Consider the following 1,528-nt stretch of genomic DNA (forward strand, 5'->3'; position numbering starts at 1 on the left):
CTGTATGTCGTCAGCCAAAAGTGGACAGATGCGGGTAAAAAGAGAAGAGATAGTTTTACGAACTTTGTAGACGCTGAAAAATATGATTTTTCCGTCGCTTAAGCATGGTTAACTGCTTAATTTGTTTCCGCTGAGTCAAGATCTGGTCTTGGCGACCCCAATAGGCATCGGCTGGTCGGACATTGTCCAACGATTCATGGTAACGCTGATGGTTATAGTAATCCACCCACTCAGCTACACGTTGACGCAGTTCATCAGGGCTATAATAGTGTTCCAATAATAGGACGTTTTTCATTGACCGATGATAGCGCTCAATCTTGCCTTGCGTCATGGGATGAAAGGGAGCACTACGGATATGTTCAATGCTTTCCCCTTTCAAATACTCTTTGAGATACCGAGATATATAGGCTGAACCGTTGTCCGATAGGATGCGTGGTCGCTGACCAGTAGTCAGGCTACTGGCTTGCAGAGCCGCTTGCACCGTTCGCTCTACGTCCGTCGCCTGCATGCCGGGACAAATCTCCCAGGCTAGGATATAGCGTGACCGGGCCGCCGGAGCGGTAGTCGTCCAATACGGTTGATAGGTAGTACCAACCCCAGTGCTTGATCTTGAAATACCGGGGCCGCCCGTGCGGTAAAGTCGGTCTGCCAAAGTTGATTGGGGGCCGTGGTCGGATTATAGAACTGATCAGCCGCTTCCATCAGCCGGTAAGCAGGAGTTGTCACTAAGCCCCGACTTTTCAGAATACGGTAAACGCGGGGCCGCCCGTGCGGTAGACTCCGAAACGAACCAGCCCTCATTATCAACGATATGCCAAGCTAACTCCCGACTAGAAAGATCTGGACGTTCCAAAGCTAACTCCACAATGCGGCCCTTTTCAGCCGGTGGTAGTTGATTCCAAGCACTGGTGCGTCGACAAGGGTGATCGGCCAACCCGTCGTAGCCATCTGCTAGGTACCGTTTATACCATTGATAAAAGGTCGAGCGATGGATACCTAACTCACGGAGCGTTGTCTTCACACTCAAGGGTGACTGCTCCACCAGCGTGATGATCTCCATTTTTTCCGATTGGGTCATACGATGGTAGCGGTTAGTCGTCGGCTCTAAGGTTTTTTTTAATAGCCGATTCTCCAGGCTCAATTCGGCTACCAATTGTTTAAGGGCTTCATTCTCGGACTTGATCGATTGTACTTCGGGCGCGGTGGCTTCTCGGGTGGTATCACCGGCCAATCGCTTTTTACCAGCTTCCAAAAATTCCTTACTCCAGCGGTAATAAATATTGGTATTGAGCCCTTCTCGTCGACAGATTTCAGCGACCGACTGTTCGCCTTGTAGACCTTCCAAGACAATACGAATCTTTTCTTCGGCCGTATACTGGCGTCTAGTTTGTCGCTGGATGTCTTTAATGATGGATAGGGCAGGTTTTCGATCAGCAGAAGTTGAGGAGTGGTCCGCTGAACGTTTTGGTTGGGATTTGACTGATTTGGACATAACTAAGGTGGTTTGGGTGAAACAATTTAGAAAATT

The 1,528-nt window shown here is 49.2% G+C and carries 2 protein-coding genes; both read right to left on the minus strand.

Translation table 11 applies throughout. The features are described from left to right. Positions 1-55 precede the first annotated feature (55 nt). Positions 56-652 carry a transposase gene (locus tag ACYVEA_RS34400; RefSeq protein WP_461117896.1) on the minus strand — a complete coding sequence of 199 codons (597 nt, stop codon included), beginning with the start codon at positions 650-652 and terminating at the stop codon, positions 56-58. A gap of 36 nt (positions 653-688) precedes the next feature. Next, positions 689-1,528 (minus strand): transposase (locus ACYVEA_RS34405; protein ID WP_461117897.1); only part of this gene is annotated, 840 nt, incomplete at its 5' end.

The organism is Spirosoma jeollabukense, assembly GCF_054777855.1.